We start from the raw sequence: 19885 nt of genomic DNA on the forward strand, positions 1-19885 counted from the left end.
GCGTCGTGGGCCCCTCCGTACGCCGGCGCCCCGCCCCTCCGGTGCCCGGGCAAGCGTCGACGGCCCCTGCAGGGGCATGCGTCAACAGTCGTACGTCACAGAACGTATGGGAAGGTGGACGGTGTGTACGCCTTGGCCACGCTGATCCGCGCGGGTCGCGCCCTTCGCTAGACGGTCGCCATCTCGTGCGCGAGCGCGGCCACCGCGATCAACGCCACGAGCAGGGCGATCAGCGCCGCGGGCGTCAACCCGCCGAACGGGCTCTCCTGCTGCGTGCGTCGCTGCGCCCGGCAGACCGGGCACCGACCCTCACTGACGGGACTGGCGCAATGGGCGCAGACAAGCCTGTCGTACGTCATGCGCTTCCCTCCTCCCGTACGCGGCGCAGCCGCCGCCTATACACCCACCCAACGCTTCCAGGCGAGCGCTTGTTCCTCTTCCACTGTGCCAGCTTCCGCCCGCTTCGGCGCGCTCCGTGCGGGTCGCCCGGCGCGCGGGGCGCGCACCGGCCCGGCCGCCGTCGTTCTGCCCCCGAGGAGGTGCGCGGTAAACGCACCAACCCAGGACGCCGACTGCGCGGCCGCGCGCGGTTCGCGTATGGTCACGCTCACCGACGGGAGCCGCGCCAGCGGCAGCCCGTGCCCCCTACTCAGGTCGACCGTGGTGCATTCGTGATCCGATTCGACAACGTCTCCAAGACCTATCCCAAGCAGACCCGCCCCGCGTTGCGGGATGTCTCGCTGGAGATCGCCAAGGGCGAGTTCGTCTTCCTGGTGGGCTCCTCAGGGTCGGGCAAGTCCACCTTTCTGCGGCTGCTGCTTCGCGAGGAGCGGGCCAGCCACGGCGCCGTCCACGTCCTGGGCAAGGACCTCGCGCGACTGTCCAACTGGAAGGTGCCGCAGATGCGCCGCCAGCTCGGGACGGTCTTCCAGGACTTCCGGCTGCTCCCCAACAAGACGGTGGGGGAGAACGTCGCCTTCGCGCTGGAGGTGATCGGCAAGCCGCGCGGCGCCATCCGCAAGACCGTGCCCGAGGTGCTCGACCTCGTCGGCCTCGGTGGCAAGCAGGACCGGATGCCGGGCGAGTTGTCCGGTGGTGAGCAGCAGCGGGTCGCCATCGCCCGCGCGTTCGTCAACCGGCCGATGCTCCTGATCGCGGACGAGCCCACCGGCAACCTCGACCCGCAGACCTCGGTCGGCATCATGAAACTGCTGGACCGGATCAACCGGACCGGGACCACGGTGGTCATGGCCACCCACGACCAGCAGATCGTCGACCAGATGCGCAAGCGCGTCATCGAACTTGAGAAGGGCCGTCTCGTGCGTGACCAGTCGCGCGGCGTCTACGGCTACCAGCACTGAAAGGACGCCATGCGCGCCCAGTTCGTCCTGTCGGAGATCGGCGTCGGTCTCCGCCGCAATCTGACGATGACCTTTGCCGTGATCGTCTCCGTGGCCCTGTCCCTGGCGTTGTTCGGGGCGTCCCTGCTGATGAGCGAGCAGGTCGACTCGATGAAGGGCTACTGGTACGACAAGGTCAACGTATCGATCTTCCTCTGCAACAAGAACGACAAGGAGACCTCGCCCAACTGCGAGAAGGGCGCCGTCACCGACGACCAGAAGAAGGAGATCCGCTCCGAGCTGGAGCGGATGAACCTGGTCGAGACGGTGCACTTCGAGAGCAGCGAGGAGGCGTTCAAGCACTACAAGGAGGAGTTCGGCGACTCCCCGCTGGCCAGCTCGCTGACGGCCGACCAGATGCAGGAGTCGTTCCGGGTCAAGCTCAAGGACCCGGAACAGTACAAGGTCATCTCCAGCGCCTTCGCCGCCCGCCCCGGCGTGCAGGAGGTGCAGGACCAGAAGGCGGTGCTCGAACCGCTCTTCAACCTGCTCAGCGGCATGAACTTCGCGGCGCTTGGCGTGATGGCGCTGATGCTCGTGGTCGCCCTGCTCCTGATCGTCAACACCGTGCGCGTCTCGGCGTTCAGCCGTCGCCGCGAGACCGGCATCATGCGGCTGGTGGGCGCCTCCAGCTTCTACATCCAGATGCCCTTCATCATGGAAGCCGCCATCGCGGGCCTGATCGGCGCCGTGTTCGCCTGTGTCCTGCTGGTCACCGGGCAGCAGGTGCTGGTCAACGGCTGGCTCGCGGACCACATCAGCGTCATCGACTTCATCGGCTGGGACGCGGTGGTCTCCAAGCTCCCACTGGTCCTGGCGATCGGCCTGCTCATGCCGGCTCTTGCCGCCTTCTTCGCGTTGCGCAAGTACCTCAAGGTGTGACGTACGACCAGGGCGCCGTACGGTCAACACCCCGTGCGGCGCCCGGTCGTGGCCTAGACTCGCCGACATGTCGGGCCTGTGGATGAATCGTCCGCTCCGCTCCGCTCCGGCCGGTAGGCAGCTCGCGGACGCCGAGCCGCGGCCCCGTCGTACCCACCGGGGGGCCGCCCTGGGCCTGGTCTTCGCCAGCGTCCTGGCGACCGGCGCCGCCACCGGCTCCTGGGACCAGGAGTCCTCGGCGAACTCGGCGCCGCCCGGCCACCGCGCCCCCGCCGACCCGGCCGCCGACCCCCGTCCCGGCACCGGCCCGCGGGGCGCGGCCACCCCGCCCGCGCCGTCCGCACCCGGATACGACGCCGCGACCCGCGACGTCAGCCGTGGCGGCGACCGGTGGAGCTCGGTCTACACGCGCCGCGAGTACGAGGGCTTCCAGCACGGGCTCGAAGGCCGGTACGTGGGCGTCGGCCTGTGGGCCCGGCGCACGCCCGACGGCGCCATCGCCGTGGACCGGGTCCAGCCCGGCAGCCCCGCCGCGCGCGCCGGAGTCCGCGCCGGCGACCGACTCAGATCCATTGACGGCGTGCCCGTGACCGGCCGCCCCGTCACCGAGGTCGTCGCCCGACTGCGCGGCGACCTCGCGCACGACGAGCACCCGGCGGCTGACCCGGCTCCCCGGGGTGCCGCCGCGCCCCCCCGAGCGCCCGCCGCCGACCACGCGCCGGAGCCGGACCGGCCCGCCACGCCGGACGCCGCGCCCCCCGAGGACGCTCCCCGCGAGCCCACCGCCGGCCAGCCCGAGCCCGGCCGGGGCGGCGAGGCCCGGACCCCGGACGAGCGCGCGGCGACCACGCCGCCGCAGGACGACGCCGGGGACCGCACGCCGGGCGAGGACGCCGCCGAAGGTGGGGAAGCCGCCCGTGACGAGGCGGACCGCGGCGGGGTCGCCGACGCGACCCGGCGGCCCGCCGGCGCGCCACATCCCGCGGACGCCACGGGCGGGCCCGCCGGCAGCACGGTCGTGCTCGGCCTGGAGCGAGCGGGCCGGGCCTGGACGCAGACACTGCGCCGCTCCCGGCTCGTCACCGAGAACGTCACCGTGGGCCGACTCACCGACGGCGAGCCGGACGCCACCCGGATCAAGGTCGACGCCTTCACCAAGGACACCGGCGAGCGGGTCCGCGAGGCGGTGCGCGCCGCCCCCAAGGGCGACGGGCTCGTGCTCGACCTGCGCGGCAACTCCGGCGGCCTGGTCACCGAGGCCGCGACCGCCGCCTCCGCCTTCCTCGACGGCGGCCTGGTCGCCACCTACGACGTACGCGGTGACCAGCGCGTCGTCAACGCCGAGCCCGGCGGCGACACGCAGACCCCGCTGGTGGTGCTGGTGGACGGCGGCACCATGAGCGCCGGCGAACTGCTGACCGGTGCGCTCCAGGACCGGGGGCGGGCCGTCGTCCTCGGCTCGCGGACCTTCGGCAAGGGCTCGGTGCAGATGCCGACCGAGCGGCCGGACGGCTCGGTCGCCGAGGAGACCGTGGGCCACTACCGCACCCCCGTGGGACGCGGCGTCGAGGGCGTGGGCATCACCCCCGACCTGGCCGTCGAGGACGACGCCGAGCAGCGGGCCCAGTCAGTATTGAGTGGCCTCGGGGGCGGGGCCTAGTGCGACAATGGGCGCGCTATGGCTAAAGAGACGGGACGCAAGCTGATCGCGCAGCACAAGAAGGCGCGACACGACTACCACATCCTCGACACGTACGAGTGCGGCCTGGTGCTGACCGGCACCGAGGTCAAGTCGCTACGCCAGGGCCGGGCCTCGCTGGTGGACGGCTTCGTGCAGATCGACGGTCACGAGGCGTGGCTGCACAACGTGCACGTGCCCGAGTACACGCAGGGCACCTGGACCAACCACTCGGCGCGGCGCAAGCGCAAGCTCCTGCTGCACCGGGCGGAGATCGACAAGCTGGAGTCGAAGTCCCAGGAGACGGGCCACACCATCGTCCCGCTGGCCCTGTACTTCAAGGACGGCCGGGCCAAGGTCGAGATCGCGCTGGCCAAGGGCAAGAAGGAGTACGACAAGCGCCAGACGCTGCGCGAGAAGCAGGACCAGCGCGAGACGCAGCGAGCCATCTCGGCCGTACGCCGCCGCCAGCGGTCCTGACCGCACCGACCGGGCTCCGTTTCGCCCGGTGACGCGGGAATAGGCTGGCACGTACGGTCGCTGTTCACGTACGATGGCACTCGCCTCACGCAGCTGAGGCAGCCCCGCAAGGGGAGCGCATTGACAACACCACATGGGGATGATCGGTTTCGACAGCGGATGTCGAAGCAGGGGAAGCGTGTCGAGGAAGCGGCAATGATCTCGTTAACCATATGCCGAAACCAATAATCGCCAATTCCAAGCGCGATTCCTTCGCCCTCGCTGCCTAAGTAGCGACTTGCGAAGTGTCAGCCCGGGGGTGTTCCCGACCCGGATCCTGGCATCAGCTAGGGAACTCAACCACCAGGCCCGGCCACGGGGTCTGGTGGGAAACCACACAGTGGCTGGGCCCGTCGGAGACTTGTCCGCGTGATCTCCGGGGCCGAGAAAAGCGCAGCGGACTGCACACGGAGAAGCCCTGATTCCGCACCGTTGGACGCGGGTTCGATTCCCGCCATCTCCACGAAGGCGAGAGGCGAGGTGTGCCTGCGGAAAGCGCAGGCCGCCTCGCCTTCGTCGTTTTTGCGCGGACTTCGTCCGCGCGGAGCGGGGGCTCCGCCACCCGCGGCCCCCTTTTTCGGGGTGGGGGCACCTCGTTTTGTTGGCCTGGCGCGGGCTTCGCCCTGCGCTGGGTGGGGCTGGGTGGGTGCTTCGTTTCGCTGGGGTGCGCGGGCTTCGCCCTGCGTGGTGCGGGGTGGGGTTTTCTTGGTCTCTTGAGGTGGTGGGGGCTTGTCTGGTGAGTGGGGCTCGCGGCTGGGCCGGGTGTGTGGGGGATGGCGAGGTGTTGCCCTGGGGCGATGACCTCGCCTTTTTTGTTGTGCCGATGCGGGTCGGCCTGTGGGGGGCTGGTGGGGCTCGGTCTTTGTGTGGGTGGGGCGGGGGCCTCGCGGGGGTGTGGGTCAGGTCGCGCGGAGGGAGTCGGGGTGGGTCTCGATCCACCGCTTCAGGGTTCTCGCGGCGGCCAGGGCGGGCTCGCGGGCGAAGTCGTCCACCTCGGCCGACTCGTCGCCCGGCAGTTCGTTCTCCATCACCTGGACCGTCCTCAGCGGTTCCGCGTACGCCTCCTCGCCGTCCGGCGTCGCGCGCATCGCCTGGCCCAGGGCTCGGATGTCCCCCACCAGCCGCCGCAACTGGCGCGTGCAGTCCCCCTCGCCGCATCCCGCCCGCTCCGCCGACTGGAACGCGGCGACGGCGTTGGGCACCGTACGCTCCGTCAGGTTCACCGCCTTCGAGTCGCCGTCCGAGTCGCCGGAACACGCGCCCACCAACCCCAGCGACAGCGTGACGGCCGCGGCCACCGCCCCCCGGCGCCATCTCCGTCGGGGCCACGGGGCGGCATGTAGGTGCGTATGAAGTGCCTGGTGGGACAGGCGAGGCGAACTGTTGAAACGCGCGTTGACATGCGAACTGCTCATGGAAATCCCCCGCGATATGGCTGAATGGCATGGATCGGCGAACAGTGTTGCTCACGATGCCTTCGGTCCGCAGGTGAGTGTGTGGTTTCGTCCTGGTCACATCGCGCCATCGGCTGGAAACGCTCGGTCGTCGTCGGTGGACGCCTTCCCGTAGGTGACGGCGTGTGGGTGCGAGCGCTGCCGGGGCGTCCGTGGACGGCGGGTGGAGAGGGCGCCGCGACCGGGATACTGGCGAACCGAGCCCGCCCCGAGTGCCGGTGGGCTCCCATCTCCGCGCGCCGACCGGAACGGCCCGGGCGGCGCGCGACGGACGACGGCCAGAAGCGGGGCGAGGCATATGCGGGCGGATCACGAGCGGCCCACCGGAGACGAGCGGCCCACCGACGGGGACCCGCGCGGTGAGGTCGAGCGGACCGCGACGTCGGGCGTACGAACCGGCGGGGGCGGGCCCGCCGACGGCGACCGTGGCGGCGACGGCGACGGTGGTTCGGTCGTGCGGGACGCGGCGGGGGAGAGTGGGGCGGGGGAGGCGAGCGGGTCCGGGCGCGGGGGTACGCCGCTGGCCGGGTTCACGGTCGGCGTGACGGCGGCCCGGCGTGCGGAGGAGATGATCGCGCTGCTGGAGCGGCGCGGGGCCACGGTGGTGCACGCGCCCGCGCTGCGTATCGTGCCGCTCGCCGATGACGGTCAACTCCGTTCCGCGACAGACGAGTTGATCGACCACGCGCCCGAAGTGGTGATCGCCACCACGGCGGTGGGCTTCCGTGGTTGGGTCGAGGCGGCCGAGGGCTGGGGGCTTGGCGACGCGCTGCTGGACCGGTTCCGGGGCGCGGAGCTGCTGGCCCGTGGGCCCAAGGTGCGCGGCGCGATCCGCGCCGCCGGCCTCACCGAGGACTGGGCGCCGGCCTCCGAGTCGATGGCCGAGGTACTCGACCGGCTGCTGGGCGAGGGCGTGGCCGGGCGCCGGGTCGCGGTCCAGTTGCACGGCGAGCCGCTGACGGAGTTCGTGGCGGCCCTGCGGGACGCGGGCGCGGAGGTGGTCGGGGTGCCGGTCTACCGGTGGCTGCCCCCCGAGGACCTGGGCCCGCTGGACCTGCTGCTGGACGCGGTGGTCGCTCGTACCGTCGACGCGCTCACCTTCACCAGCGCGCCCGCTCTCACCAGCCTGCTGCACCGGGCGGAGCAGCGCGGGCTGCGCGACGCGTTGGTCGCCGCGCTGCGTCGGGACGTGCTGGTGGCCTGCGTCGGCCCGGTCACCGCTCAGCCGTTGGCGGCGTACGACGTGCCCGCGAGCCAGCCCGAACGGTTCCGGCTCGGCCCGCTGGTGCAGCTGTTGTGCCGTGAGCTGCCCGAGCGTGCGCCGGCGCTGCCGGTCGGAGGGCACCGCCTGGCGGTACGCGGGCGCGTGGCCCTCGTGGACGGCGAACCGCGCCCGGTGCCCCCGACCGGGTCCGCCCTCCTCCGCGCCCTGGCCCACCATCCGGGCCAGCCCGTCCCACCGGCCGACCTGCTCCGCGTTCTGCGCGATGTGACGGGCGGGGATGACGTGGTGGCCGCGGGCGGCGCGGCGGGCGCGGGTGGAGGTGACGCCGTGGACGCGGTCGAGTCGGCGCTGGCTGACCTGCGCGCCGCGCTCGGCACGCCGGGGCTGATCGAGGCGACCCCCGACGGCGGGTACCGCCTGGCACCCGCACCGGAGAACGCGCGACCCGGCACGCCGCCGGGCGAGGCGTAGCGCCCCCGGAGCCGGGTGTGGACGGGGCCCGACCCAACCCGGGGTCGGGAGCGGGCGGGCGACCCGGCCTGGGGCCGGATGTGGGGGGGCGACCCGACCCGGGGTTGGGCGCGGGCGGGGGGCCCGACCTGGGGCCGGGTGTGTGTGGGGGCGGACCGGGCGCGTGCGGCCGTCGTCTCCGGGGCGTGGACGGGGCCCGGCCCCGGGCCGGGTTGGGGGCGGGGCCGACCTGGGCGTGGACGGGAGCCGACTCCCGGGGGCGTCAGCGGGGGACCGTCGCACGGAGACCCACGCCCGCCATCCGTCGTGGTGCCGCTGCGCGGCAGCGCCATCCACCCGTCGTGATGCCGCCGCGCGGCAGCGCTATCTACCCCGTTCCTTGTCGTCGTGCTTCCTGGGTCATGGACCGTCAGGTCCGCCTCGCCGATGCGCGCCAGCGCCATCCCCCCGCCCCTTGCCGCCGTGCTCCCTGGGTCATGGACCGCCAGGTCCGCCTCGCGGCCGCGTGCTAGCGCTATCCACCCGTCGCGGTGCCGCCGGGCGCCAGCGCTATCCACCCGTCGTGATGCTGCCGCGCGGCAGCGCCATCCCCCCGCCCCTTGTCGTCGTGCTCCCTGGGTCGTGGTCCGCCAGGTCCGCCTCGCGGCCGGGCGCCAGCGCTATCCACCCGTCGTGATGCCGCCGCGCGCCAGTGCCACCCACCCGTCGCGATGCTGCCGCGCGCCAGTGCCATCCCCCCGTTCCTTGTCGTCGTGCTCCCTGGGCCGTGGACCGCCAGGTCTGCCTCGCCGATGCGCGCCAGCGCTATCCGCCCGTCGCGGTGCCGCCGGGCGCTAGCGCCATCCACCCGCCGTGATGCCGCCGCGCGCCAGCGCCCCCCACCCGCCCCTTGCCGCCGCGCCCCCCGGGCCATGGACCGCCAGGTCCGCCTCGCCGCCGCGCGCCAGCGCCATCCCCCCGCCCCTTGCCGCCGTGCTCCCTGGGTCATGGACCGCCAGGTCCGCCTCGCGGCCGCGCGCTAGCGCTATCCACCCGTCGCGGTGCCGCCGCGCGCCAGCGCTATCCACCCGTCGTGATGCTGCCGCGCGGCAGCGCCATCCCCCCGCCCCTTGCCGCCGTGCTCCCTGGGCCGTGGACCGCCAGGTCCGCCTCGCGGCCGCGCGCCAGCGCTATCCGCCCGTCGCGGTGCCGCCGGGCGCTAGCGCCATCCACCCGCCGTGATGCCGCCGCGCGGCAGCGCCATCCCCCGCCCCTTGCCGCCGCGCCCTCCGGGCCATGGACCGCCAGCGCCCCCTCGCCGCCGCGCGCCAGCGCCCCCCTCGCCGCCGCGCGGCAATGCCACCCCGCGCTTGGGTGTGTTCGGAGGGTTCCGGGGAGGGGGCGGGGGCGGCACTCTGGAAGGGGAGGTTCCCCGCGGGGTTGGCGTAGGGGCGGGCTCGCGGACTGAGGGAGTGAGGGGCGCATGGTGGCGGTCTCGGCCTCGTACGAGCTGCGTTTCGATGCCGGTCGGTGCTGTCTTGACCTGGTGGCCACGGTGGGGGGTCGGTTCGGTGACGAGCCGGTCGAGCGGTTGGACAGTCCGGGCCGGCTCGGGCAGTGGCTGCTCGGGGCTGGCCTGTTGCCGCCGGGGTTGCGGCTCGACGCGGTGGACGCCGGTTGGCTCGCTCGCTTCCACGCCCTGCGGGACCTGCTGTTTCGCGTCGTGTGCGCCGAACTCGAAGGGCGGGCCGGCGATGCCGACGTGGAGCGGGTGAACGCGGTGGCCAGCGCCGCGCCCCCGGTGCTGCGGGCGGTGCGGGCCGCCGACGGCACTCTGGTGCGTACGCTCGCCACCCGGCCCGACTGTGACGCGCTGCTCGCCCAGGTCGCTCGGGACGCCGTCGATCTGCTCACCGACCCACGGGCGCGCGGGCAGTTGCGGCGCTGCGAGGGCGAGACGTGTGCGCTGGTCTATCTGGACACCTCGCGCGGTCGGCGCCGCCGCTGGTGCTCCAGCGAGGTGTGTGGCAACCGGGAACGCGTGGCCCGGCACCGCAGGCGCGCGGTCGACGCCCGGCGCTGACCTGGCGAACGGCGCACCAGGCCCGAGACGGACTTCCAGATTCCTGATATGCCATCAATTAATAGACGCATAACCGTAGTTGATGTGAGAACGTGGTGGAGCCACAGGCCCCGGTCGGGGGTCCGGGGCCTGTGCGCATCACCCGAGGGAGCCTTCACGCCCTGTCCGCCCCGAGCCGTGGAGCGGCCGTAGCGCGACGGGAAGTGAAGGCGGGCCGGGGCCCGAGTCGACCGGACTCGCGCGCCGCGTGGGCAACCGCCGGTCACCCTCTCGTACGCCCCTTCTTGTGCGACCTCTCCGCTCGCCCCCCGTGTTCGGGGCCGCCCCGCCGCGTACGCCCCCCTTGGCCGCGCACGCCGCGTACCCCGCCCGCCGCCTGTGCCGTGCGTCCCGCCGTCCGCGCGGTGTCCCCCGGCTCCGCGCGACGTTCGTCCGACGGCTGGGTGACCGTGGGCGGGGGCCGGGCGGATCGTCGGCCCGTCCGGACCCGACCGGCCTCCCGAGCCCGCCGGATCGGCCCGGCGGTCCCGACGCCCGACCCCCGATCCCCGATTCCCCCGCGCCGCCACGTGCCCTCCGCCCGCCCGGCGGGCGGTGTCCGGGGGTCACGCGCCATCTGGTGGGGGTCCCAGGCGTGCGCGGACTGCCCTGGTTCGCGTACGGTTGACGGCTGCCCTACGCACACAGAAGGGGGCCTGGGTGGCCGCGCACAACGCCACGCACGCAGCATCCGCAACGTCCCGGCACGCCGAGTCCGGAACCGAGGGTGCTCGCGACCGGGAGATCCGGGTCGAGCAGCGACATCTCAACCGGGTCTACCGGCGTCTTGAGGAGAAGATCCACGAGGCCGAGTACCTGATGGACGACGCGGCCAAGGGGGGCCAGGTGGGGACGCCCGGCGCGCTCGCCGAGCGCGACGCGCAGGTCTTCCGCGCCGGCGTCCACCTCAACCGGCTGAACAACGAGTTCGAGGACTTCCTCTTCGGCCGCATCGACCTGCTGCTCGGCAAGGACGGCGCGCGCGGCCCGGACGGCGCGTACACCTCCGTCGAGCCCGCCGACGACGCCGTACGCACCGACGGGGCCGGCGACCCGCACGCCGACATCGCCGAGACGCTGCACATCGGGCGGCTCGGCGTGCTCGACGCGGAGTACTCGCCGCTGGTCATCGACTGGCGCGCGCCCGCCGCCGCCCCGTTCTACCGGGCCACCCCCGTCGCCCCCGGCCGTGTGGTGCGGCGCCGCGTCATCCGCAGCAAGGGGCGCCAGGTGCTCGGCGTCGAGGACGACCTGCTACGCCCCGAACTGACCGCCTCGCTCGACGGCGAGCCGCTGTCGATCATCGGTGACGGCGCGCTGATGGCCGCGCTCGGCCGGGCCCGTGGCCACACGATGCGCGACATCGTCTCCTCCATCCAGGCCGAACAGGACCTGGTGATCCGCGCCCCCGCGAACTCCGTCACCGAGGTCGAGGGCGGGCCCGGCACCGGCAAGACCGCCGTGGCCCTGCACCGCGCGGCCTACCTGCTGTACCAGGACCGGCGCCGGTACGCGGGCGGCATCCTCATCGTCAGCCCCACCCCGCTGCTCGTCGCGTACACCGAGGGTGTACTGCCCTCGCTCGGCGAGGAGGGGCAGGTCGCCATCCGGGCGCTCGGCTCCCTGGCGGAGGCGGCCGAGACGTCCGAGCGGGGCGGCGGGAGCGGGGCGCCGGCGTACGACGAACCGGCCGTGGCCCGCGTCAAGGGCTCCATCCGGATGGCGAAGGTGCTGCGCAAGGCGGCGCGCGGCGCCCTCACCCTGCCCGGTCCCGCCCCGGTGACCAGCGACGACGAGGGCGAGGAGGGGCAGCTCAGCTTCGCCGGGCTGGACGCGACGCCCCGACGCGGCGACGGGGTACCCGAGCGGCTGCGCGTGGTGGCCTTCGGTACCCGGGTCGAGCTGGACGCGCGGAAGCTGCGCCAGATCCGGCAGTCGGTGCTCAGCGGCACCGCGCCGGTCAACCTGATGCGTCCGCGCGCCAGACGGCTGCTGCTCGACGCGCTGTGGTCGGCCTCGGGCGGCCCGCGCCGCTACCCGGACCCGGAGCTGGCCGCCGAGGCGCGGGAGGCGTTCGACGAGGACATCACCACGGAGTCGGAGTTCACCGACTTCCTGACCGCGTGGTGGCCCGAGCTGACGCCGCGCCGGGTGCTGGCCGCCATGGCCGACGAGAAGCGGCTGTCCCGCTGGTCGGGCACGGCCGGCGGCGGCCGGGGCCGTGTGCTGACCCAGCGCGAGGTGCGGCTGGTCGCCCGCTCGCTGCGGCGCCTGGACGCCGAGGGCAACGGCCCGCTGTCCGTGCACGACGTGGCCCTCCTCGACGAGTTGCACACCCTCCTCGGTACCCCCGCCCGGCCCCGCCGGCGCGAGGCGGACCCGCTGGACCAGCTCACCGGTCTGGACGAGCTGACCACCTACGCCGACCGGTTCGCCACCCGGCCCAGCAGGGCCGAGCGGCTGGAGCGGCTGCGCGACGAGGCGCGTACGGACTACGCCCACGTCATCGTGGACGAGGCGCAGGACCTGACGCCCATGCAGTGGCGCATGGTGGGCCGGCGGGGCAGACAGGCGACCTGGACGGTGGTGGGCGACCCGGCCCAGAGCTCCTGGTCCGATCCGGACGAGGCCGCCGCCGCCCGGGACGAGGCGCTGGGCACCCGGCCCCGGCGCCGTTTCGAGCTCACCGTGAACTACCGCAACCCCGCCGAGGTCGCCGAACTGGCGTCCAAGGTGCTCGCCCTGGCCATGCCCGGCACCGTGCCGCCCACGGCCGTCCGTTCCACCGGCCTCACCCCGCGCTTCGTGGCGCTGGGCGGGGACCCGGGGGCGGTGGTGCGCGCGGAGGTGCGGCGGCTGCTGGCCGAGGTCGACGGCACCGTCGGGGTGGTCGTCGCGATGGCGCGCCGCGCCGAGGCGGCCACCTGGCTGGCGGAGCTGACAGAGCCGGACGGGCGGACCGACGCGGACGTCGAGCGGCCCGAACCGGCCACGGGTGGGGACGCCGGTGGCTCGCGTACGGGCGCCGGCGGCGTGGCGGGCGAGGGCGCCGGGGCCGGCGGCGACGGCGGGGGCGAGCCGGGCGGGCGGGTCGTGGTGCTCGGCAGCCTGGAGGCGAAGGGGCTGGAGTACGACGCCACCGTCGTCGTTTCGCCGGCCCAGATCGCCGACGAGTCCCCGGCCGGGCTGCGCGTGTTGTACGTGGCGCTGACGCGGGCCACCCAGCGGCTGACCGTGCTCTCCGGCGAGCGGGACGACCCCGACGCGGCGGGCGTACCCGACCTGCTCCGCGACTAGCGGCGGCGCGGGCCGGGCCGGCCGCTCCTCGGGCCCGGCCGCCGGAGCCTTCGCCGCTGGGCGGGTCCGGCCGGCCCGCCGGGCCCGCGTGGCCCCCTGGCGCCCGCGGGCGAACCGGGGCCGGAACGCGCGTCGGGCGCCTCACCTGGGGTGAGGCGCCCGAAACGGAACGCTTATGACGCCGACCCGCCATGCTCGCCTCGCGGCAAGTGGTCGCTCGTAGCGACGAAGGTTGGGCCCGGGGGCTTGGATCGGGCCGACGCCACGTCCAGGCTAACAAACTCCGCGCAGAAGCCAATCCCGCACCGGGATGCCGTTTCACGGAGTCGACGCGGGCTTCCGGACGGCCGCATTGATCTCGTATCGTGAAATAGAACTTCCGTCATCTGCCTGACGCGGGGTGGTTACCGGGTACCGACTGGTAGGTGGGAGCATCGACAGGCGCGGCGCGCCCGGCGTGGCCGCGTTCCAAGGGAACAAGGGAAAGCAGAGGAAGTCGGCCATGGCAACGGCGCCTAGCGTCTCGTACTCGATGACGGTCCGGCTGGAGGTCCCCGCGAGCGGGACCGCGGTCAGCCAGCTCACCACCGCCGTCGAGTCCTCCGGTGGCTCGGTCACCGGCCTCGATGTCACCGCCTCGGGGCACGAGAAGCTGCGGATCGACGTCACCATCGCCGCCACCTCCACCGCGCACGCCGACGAGATCGTCGAGAAGCTGCGCGGCATCGAGGGGGTGGCCCTGGGCAAGGTCTCGGACCGTACGTTCCTCATGCACCTCGGCGGCAAGATCGAGATGTCGGCCAAGCACCCGATCCGCAACCGTGACGACCTGTCCATGATCTACACGCCCGGCGTCGCCCGCGTCTGCCAGGCCATCGCCGAGAACCCCGAGGACGCGCGCCGGCTCACCATCAAGCGCAACAGCGTCGCCGTGGTCACCGACGGCTCCGCCGTGCTGGGCCTGGGCAACATCGGCCCCAAGGCCGCGCTGCCGGTGATGGAGGGCAAGGCCGCGCTGTTCAAGCGGTTCGCCGGCATCGACGCGTGGCCGCTGTGCCTGGACACCCAGGACACCGACGCGATCGTGGAGATCGTCAAGGCCGTCGCGCCCGGCTTCGCCGGCATCAACCTGGAGGACATCTCCGCGCCCCGCTGCTTCGAGATCGAGGCGCGGCTGCGCGAGGCCCTGGACATCCCGGTCTTCCACGACGACCAGCACGGCACCGCCATCGTGGTGCTCGCGGCGCTGACCAACGCGCTGCGCGTGGTCGGCAAGAAGACCGAGGACGTACGGGTCGTCATGTCCGGTGCGGGCGCCGCCGGTACGGCCATCCTCAAGCTCCTGATCGCCGCCGGCGTACGGCACGCGGTCGTGGCCGACATCCACGGCGTGGTGCACTCCGGCCGGCACGACCTGGTGGACGCCGACCCGGACTCGCCGCTGCGCTGGATCGCCGACAACACCAACCCGGAGAACGTCACCGGCACCCTCAAGGAGGCCGTCGTCGGCGCCGACGTCTTCATCGGCGTCAGCGCGCCCAACGTGCTCGGCGGCGAGGACGTGGCCGCGATGGCCGCGGGCGCGATCGTCTTCGCACTGGCCAACCCGGACCCGGAGGTGGACCCGGCGGTGGCCCGCCAGACGGCGGCCGTCGTCGCCACCGGCCGCTCGGACTTCCCGAACCAGATCAACAACGTACTGGTCTTCCCCGGCGTCTTCCGTGGCCTCCTCGACGCGCAGTCACGCACCGTGAACACGCGGATGATGCTGGCCGCCGCGCGGGCCCTGGCCGACGTGGTGCTCGACGACGAGCTGAACGCGAACTACATCATCCCCTCCGTCTTCAACGACAAGGTCGCGGGCGCCGTGGCCGGCGCCGTACGGGACGCGGCCAAGGCTGTGACCGGCACCACGGCGGTCTAGGCACGGCGCGTCGCGGTGCGGGGGGTCGCTGAGGCGGCCGTAGGGTGGCGGGCAGCACAACGGCCGCAGCCCCTGAGCAAGACGCGAAGCGAACCCTGCGGTGTGCTGCCAGGAGCGGACGGAGCGTCATCACAATGAGGCAGTGGCGCTTTTCGTGTGACTCCCCAGGGTGCCGGATTGGCTTTCGCGCCATAGGTGCGGGCAGGATGCTCCCCCGAGGACTCCGTCCAGGGGGGACCCCCAAGGGCGCGGAAAGATCGAAAAGATCGGACCCGGGTCCGGGGACTGTCCGAGGGCCCTGGCAGCATCGGCTTCGATCTCACGCCTCATTGGCAAGAAGAACACGGGAGTACAACATGAACCGCAGTGAGCTGGTGGCCGCGCTGGCCGACCGCGCCGAGGTGACTCGTAAGGACGCGGACGCCGTGCTGGCCGCGCTCGCCGAGACCGTCGGTGAGGTCGTTGCTAAGGGCGACGAGAAGGTCACCATCCCCGGCTTCCTGACCTTCGAGCGCACCCACCGTGCCGCTCGTACCGCGCGCAACCCGCAGACCGGCGACCCCATCCAGATCCCGGCCGGTTACAGCGTGAAGGTCTCCGCGGGCTCGAAGCTCAAGGAAGCCGCCAAGGGCTGAGTCACATCACACGGCAGGGGCGGCCACCCGTATCGGGGTGGCCGCCCCTGCCGTGTGTCCGCCTCCGCTTCCCCGCCCGACCCCTTCGTGACGTGGGCCACTTGCCCCCACGAGCGCCGGCCACGTGCCGTCACTGGCCCGTCACCTGGCGCCGCCCGGGCGGGCCGCCGTCCGGCGCCGCCGGCGGAAGGTGTGCTTCCAGCGGCCCGCGGGCGTACGGAAGGCGTACGCGAAGGCCCTGTACGGCGGCGTGCGGCGGTCGCGGAGCGGTCCCAGGCCCAGAGTCCGGCGGGCCGTCCAGCGGCTGCGGACGGGCCCGTTCCGCCGGCCCAGCCGAACGCGGCGGCACGGGGTGGGCGGCTGGGCCAGTGCGGGGCGGGCCGGTCGAAGGAGTCGGGCTGCGGCGAGGCGGGGCGGGGCCGACCCCGGGACCAGGCGCGCGCGTCGGTGGGGCGGGGCCGGGGGAGAGGGCGGAAATTCGGTTGCGGTCCATGGCGTCGGTGATGACGATCGACGTACTCCGTAGCACGCTCCCTCGAGGTATCGCCGCAGATGGGGAGCGGGTCGGCGGGCGCGTGGCGCGCACGGGACGAAGGAGGGGGCGGCATCGCTCAGCCATGCCCACGCCCCCTTCGGAGGTTGCCGCACCATGTCCACCACCACCGCCGTACCGGTCGGGATCGGTCTGCCGATCAGCGACCCCATCACCCTGCTGACCTGGGCCGAGCGCGCTGACGCCGGCCCGTTCTCGACCCTGGGCCTACTCGATCGGCTGGTCTACGACAACCCGGAACCGCTGGTCACCCTGGCCGCCATCGCCGGCGCCACCCGCCGCGTCCGGATACAGACCGAGGTGCTGCTCGCCCCGCTGCGCGAGCCCGTCCTGCTGGCCAAACAGGCCGCCACCCTCGACCGGATCTCCGACGGCCGGTTCACGCTCGGCCTCGGCCTCGGCGGTCGGGAGGACGACTACCAGGCCGTCGGCGCCGACGTACGCCGCCGGGGGCGCACCCTCGACGAGCAGCTCGCCGTCCTGCGCCGGGTGTGGGCGGGTGGCGAGAGCAGGCTGGGCGACCCGGCCACCGGGCCCGTCGGCCCCGCGCCCACCCGAGCCGGTGGCCCGAAGATCCTCTTCGGCGGCTTCGCCCCCGCCGCGCTGGCCCGCGTCGGCCGCTGGGGGGACGGGTTCCTGGGCGCGTCGCTGCCGCCGGCGCACATGTCGGGCCTGTTCCGGACCGTCGAGGACGGCTGGCAGCGCGCCGGCCGTGCCGGTCGCCCCCACCTCGTCGCCCAGGTCAACGCGGCGATCGGACCCGACGCCGTGGTGCGCGACGCCCGGCGCGTCGTACGCGACTACTACGGCTTCGGCGACTTCGCCGACCACGCCGCCGAGGGGCTGCTGGGGACGGCCGAGGAGATCCGCGCGGCCATCGACGGCTATGCGCGAATCGGGGCAGATGAGGTCATGCTGTACTGCTGGGCGTCCGATCCGGAGCAGGTCGACAGGCTGGCTGAAATCATTCGCTGAGAGCGTCGGCGAGCGGCCGTTTCTGGCCATGATCATCTATAGGTGGAGGCTTCTCCTCCGCCCCGTGTGGGCCGGCCCGGGACGCGTCCCGGGCCGGCCCCTACCACCTCGCTCCCGCCCCCGCACGGCAGCCGAGGACGCCCGTCGCCAGGCCGACGGCAAACGGCGGATTTGCAGATGAGACGACGGGCGTCCGGCGGCCCGGTGCCCGGCTGGCCGGTTCGTGGCGCGCGGCCGTGGCCGCCGCGTGCGCTGGTGGCGCGTGGTGCGCCCCGTGGCGGGCGGGTGGCTCCCGCGCGGGCCGGGTGCCGGTCGCGCGACCGTCGGACCGGTGCGGCCGTGCGGCGGGCGCGCGGGGCCGGCGGGGCGCACGACGCCGCCCCGGTCCGGGCGGGGGCGCGGGCCGGGGCGGCGGCGGGTGAGGGACGGGCCCGGGGCGGGGGAGCGGGGCCCGTGGCGGGTCAGCGGGGGGTGGCCCCCGGCAGCTCGACCTTCGCGCCCAGGTCGCCCAGCTTGCTCATGAAGTTCTCGTAGCCACGGTTGATCAGGTCGATGCCGTGCACGCGCGAGGTGCCCTGCGCCGCCAGCGCGGCGATCAGGTACGAGAAGCCGCCGCGCAGGTCGGGGATGACCAGGTCGGAGCCCTGCAGCTTGGTGGGTCCGGAGACGACCGCGGAGTGCAGGAAGTTGCGCTGGCCGAAGCGGCAGGCGGAGCCGCCCAGGCACTCGCGGTAGAGCTGGATGTGGGCGCCCATCTGGTTGAGCGCCGAGGTGAAGCCGAGCCGCGACTCGTACACCGTCTCGTGCACGATCGACAGGCCCGACGCCTGGGTGAGCGCGACGACCAGCGGCTGCTGCCAGTCGGTCTGGAAACCGGGGTGGACGTCGGTCTCCAGCGCGATGGCGTTCAGCGGGCCGCCGGGGTGCCAGAAGCGGATGCCCTCGTCGTCGATCTCGAAGGCGCCGCCGACCTTCCGGTAGGTGTTGAGGAAGGTCATCATGGAACGCTGCTGGGCGCCCCGGACGTAGATGTTGCCCTCGGTGGCGAGCGCGGCGCTGGCCCAGGACGCGGCCTCCAGCCGGTCCGGCAGGGCGCGGTGGTTGTAGCCGCCCAGCGAGTCCACACCGGTGATGCGGATGGTGCGGTCGGTGTCCATGGAGATGATGGCGCCCATCTTCTGCAGTACGCAGATGAGGTCCTCGATCTCCGGCTCGACGGCCGCGTTGGACAGCTCGGTGACGCCCTCCGCCAGCACGGCCGTCAGCAGCACCTGCTCGGTGGAGCCGACCGACGGGTAGGGCAGGCGGATCTTGCAACCGCGCAGTCGCTGCGGGGCCTCCAGGTACTGGCCGTCCGCCCGCTTCTCGATGGTCGCGCCGAACTTGCGCAGCACCTCGAAGTGGAAGTCGATCGGCCGGCCGCCGATGTCACAGCCGCCCAGGCCCGGGATGAAGGCGTGGCCGAGGCGGTGCAGCAGCGGGCCGCAGAACAGGATCGGGATGCGCGAGGAGCCGGCGTGCGCGTCGATGTCCGCGACGTTGGCGCTCTCCACGTGTGAGGGGTCCAACACCAGCTCGCCCGCCTCCTCCCCGGGGCGCACCGTCACCCCGTGGAGCTGCAGCAGGCCGCGCACGACGCGTACGTCGCGGATGTCGGGCACGTTGCGCAGCCGGCTGGGCCCACTGCCGAGCAGTGCGGCGACCATGGCCTTGGGCACGAGGTTCTTCGCGCCCCGGGCCCGGATCTCGCCCTCCAGCGGGGTGCCGCCGTGGACAAGGAGTACATCGTCGGTGCCGGTCATAAGTCTCGCGTTCCTGGGATGGATGGGCCTTGGTGAGTAAGGGGGCAGAAGGAAAGGGTAATGGCCAGCGGGGTCCGCTCCGTAAGGCCGATCGGCTCTCGGCCATCGCCCCCGCACCCGGCGTGCGCGCAGGGTGTTCATCTCTCGACGCTGTGTGATGTGCGCCGTCGCTGCTGTCGTACGCCCCGCCTGCTGCGGGCGGCTACGCGCCTTCCGCCCCCCTGCGGGCCGGAAATGCGGGATCATGTGCCCATGACCGAGGTGTCCTCGCTCACAGGACGGTTGCTCGTCGCCACACCGGCGCTTGCCGACCCGAACTTCGACCGTGCGGTGGTGCTCCTGCTCGACCACGACGAGGAGGGCTCGCTGGGCGTCGTCCTCAACCGACCCACGCCCGTCGGCGTGGGCGACATCCTCGAATCGTGGGCCGCGCTGGCCGGCGAGCCGGGCGTGGTCTTCCAGGGTGGCCCCGTCTCGCTCGACTCGGCGCTGGGCGTCGCGGTCGTGCCGGGTGAGTCGGGCGAGGGCGACCGGGCCCGCCCGGCGGGCTCCACGCCGGCCGGCGACGCGGTGGCCCAGCGCTCCCGCGCCCGCGTGCGCGCCGGCGACCCCATCGGCTGGCGTCGGGTGCACGGCGCGATCGGGCTGGTCGACCTGGAGGCCCCGCCCGAGTTGCTGGCCTCCGCCGTCGGCTCGTTGCGGATCTTCGCGGGGTACGCGGGCTGGGGGCCCGGCCAGTTGGAGGAGGAGTTGGCCGAGGGCGCGTGGTACGTCGTGGAATCGGAGCCGGGGGACGTGTCCTCGCCCGACCCGGAGCGGCTGTGGCGGTCCGTGCTGCGCCGGCAGCGCAGCGAGTTGGCGATGGTGGCCACCTATCCGGACGACGCCTCGCTGAACTGAGTCGCCGGCTCGGTGGCGCGTACGGGTGGCCGGGGCCCGGGGCCTGCCCGGCGGGTCGCGCCGGACAGG

At 73.5% G+C, this 19885-nt stretch carries 14 protein-coding genes and 1 other RNA gene; 12 read left to right on the top strand and 3 right to left on the bottom strand.

Features of this window, described 5'->3' with window-relative positions:
• Window positions 1–167: 167 nt before the first annotated feature.
• Window positions 168–359 carry a hypothetical protein gene (locus tag ACFVFR_RS24745; protein WP_383705365.1) on the bottom strand — a complete coding sequence of 64 codons (192 nt, stop codon included), beginning with the start codon at window positions 357–359 and terminating at the stop codon, window positions 168–170.
• Window positions 360–671: 312 nt separating this feature from the next.
• Here ACFVFR_RS24745 and ftsE point away from each other — a divergent pair, with 312 nt between their 5' ends.
• The 5 genes from ftsE to ssrA all read left to right on the top strand — a co-directional run bounded on the left by ftsE (window position 672) and on the right by ssrA (window position 4945).
• Window positions 672–1361, top strand: coding sequence for a cell division ATP-binding protein FtsE (ftsE, locus tag ACFVFR_RS24750; protein WP_176161906.1), 690 nt, complete (start codon window positions 672–674; stop codon window positions 1359–1361).
• 9 nt (window positions 1362–1370) lie between these two features.
• Window positions 1371–2282: a permease-like cell division protein FtsX gene (ftsX, locus tag ACFVFR_RS24755; RefSeq protein WP_383705367.1), complete on the top strand. Its 912-nt coding sequence runs from the start codon at window positions 1371–1373 to the stop codon at window positions 2280–2282.
• A gap of 82 nt (window positions 2283–2364) precedes the next feature.
• Window positions 2365–3942 (top strand): S41 family peptidase, encoded by a 1578-nt coding sequence (locus ACFVFR_RS24760; RefSeq protein ID WP_383705423.1) that lies wholly within the window; start codon window positions 2365–2367, stop codon window positions 3940–3942.
• An 18-nt stretch (window positions 3943–3960) separates the two neighbouring features.
• The gene (smpB, locus tag ACFVFR_RS24765; RefSeq protein WP_383705369.1) at window positions 3961–4440 is read left to right on the top strand and encodes an SsrA-binding protein SmpB; all 480 of its coding nucleotides are present in this window, start codon (window positions 3961–3963) and stop codon (window positions 4438–4440) included.
• Between the two features lie 135 nt (window positions 4441–4575).
• Window positions 4576–4945, top strand: a transfer-messenger RNA (tmRNA) gene (ssrA, locus tag ACFVFR_RS24770).
• A 433-nt stretch (window positions 4946–5378) separates the two neighbouring features.
• Here ssrA and ACFVFR_RS24775 read toward each other — a convergent pair.
• Window positions 5379–5777, bottom strand: a complete 399-nt coding sequence (locus ACFVFR_RS24775) for a hypothetical protein (RefSeq protein WP_383705372.1) — start codon at window positions 5775–5777, stop codon at window positions 5379–5381.
• Window positions 5778–6387: 610 nt separating this feature from the next.
• Here ACFVFR_RS24775 and ACFVFR_RS24780 point away from each other — a divergent pair.
• The 6 genes from ACFVFR_RS24780 to ACFVFR_RS24805 all read left to right on the top strand — a co-directional run bounded on the left by ACFVFR_RS24780 (window position 6388) and on the right by ACFVFR_RS24805 (window position 17114).
• Window positions 6388–7629 (top strand): uroporphyrinogen-III synthase, encoded by a 1242-nt coding sequence (locus ACFVFR_RS24780; protein ID WP_383705426.1) that lies wholly within the window; start codon window positions 6388–6390, stop codon window positions 7627–7629.
• Between the two features lie 1462 nt (window positions 7630–9091).
• Window positions 9092–9691: a CGNR zinc finger domain-containing protein gene (locus ACFVFR_RS24785; protein WP_383705374.1), complete on the top strand. Its 600-nt coding sequence runs from the start codon at window positions 9092–9094 to the stop codon at window positions 9689–9691.
• A gap of 699 nt (window positions 9692–10390) precedes the next feature.
• Window positions 10391–13027, top strand: coding sequence for a HelD family protein (locus ACFVFR_RS24790; RefSeq protein ID WP_383705376.1), 2637 nt, complete (start codon window positions 10391–10393; stop codon window positions 13025–13027).
• Window positions 13028–13529: 502 nt separating this feature from the next.
• A complete protein-coding gene (locus ACFVFR_RS24795) occupies window positions 13530–14951 on the top strand; it encodes an NAD-dependent malic enzyme (RefSeq protein ID WP_383705378.1) in 1422 nt (473 codons plus the stop codon).
• A 356-nt stretch (window positions 14952–15307) separates the two neighbouring features.
• Entirely contained in the window at window positions 15308–15586 is a 279-nt protein-coding gene (locus ACFVFR_RS24800; RefSeq protein ID WP_176161898.1) for an HU family DNA-binding protein, read from the top strand.
• Window positions 15587–16235: 649 nt separating this feature from the next.
• Entirely contained in the window at window positions 16236–17114 is an 879-nt protein-coding gene (locus tag ACFVFR_RS24805; RefSeq protein WP_383705381.1) for an LLM class flavin-dependent oxidoreductase, read from the top strand.
• Window positions 17115–17575: 461 nt separating this feature from the next.
• Here ACFVFR_RS24805 and murA read toward each other — a convergent pair whose 3' ends face one another.
• Entirely contained in the window at window positions 17576–18916 is a 1341-nt protein-coding gene (gene murA, locus ACFVFR_RS24810) for a UDP-N-acetylglucosamine 1-carboxyvinyltransferase (RefSeq protein ID WP_383705383.1), read from the bottom strand.
• Window positions 18917–19168: 252 nt separating this feature from the next.
• Here murA and ACFVFR_RS24815 point away from each other — a divergent pair, with 252 nt between their 5' ends.
• On the top strand, window positions 19169–19816 hold the full coding sequence (locus tag ACFVFR_RS24815) for a YqgE/AlgH family protein (protein WP_383705385.1): 648 nt from the start codon (window positions 19169–19171) through the stop codon (window positions 19814–19816).
• The last annotated feature ends 69 nt before the right edge of the window (window positions 19817–19885 follow it).

This window comes from Streptomyces sp. NPDC057702, from assembly GCF_042799315.1.
Taxonomy (GTDB): Bacteria; Actinomycetota; Actinomycetes; order Streptomycetales; family Streptomycetaceae; genus Streptomyces.